The sequence below is a fragment of the Bacillus sp. FG16 genome, assembly GCF_057809515.1.
In genome coordinates this window covers 1-370 of record NZ_JBMDKC010000378.1, presented here as the reverse complement: position 1 = coordinate 370, position 370 = coordinate 1, and the positions used below count along the sequence as shown (strand labels likewise).

Annotated in this window: 1 pseudogene; it reads right to left on the bottom strand. The window is 34.1% G+C overall.

The window, feature by feature from the left end:
• Nucleotides 1-220 (bottom strand): annotated as a pseudogene (locus ACODS7_RS32830) (tyrosine-type recombinase/integrase); the annotation flags it as partial.
• Nucleotides 221-370: the final 150 nt, after the last annotated feature.

The window sequence follows — 370 nt, the reverse complement described above, 5'->3', positions numbered from 1 at the left end:
CTGTTTTCTCCATTTTTAATTTCATCATTTCTTTTCCTCTGACGTCTTTGACCCGCAAACGTAAAATATCACTAATTCGTAACCCTGTGTTAATCCCAAAATAAAACAAAAAGTAGTTTCGATACGATGAGTGACGTAATAACCAATCTTTCATTTCGTTGATTTTGTCTAATGATCGAATGGGTTCTTTCGCTCCAGGTTGTCGTCCTCCTTTCGTCATTTCCCATGCCCTCCTCATGAACTTCTATTGGTGTTTTTGTAAACTTTAAATAAAATATAATATGTTTTTGTAAAATTATCAAGAGTTTCTTTGGAATTTTTTTCATCAAAAAACCAGTGATTTCGGCAAAAACAACGCCCTATCACTGGT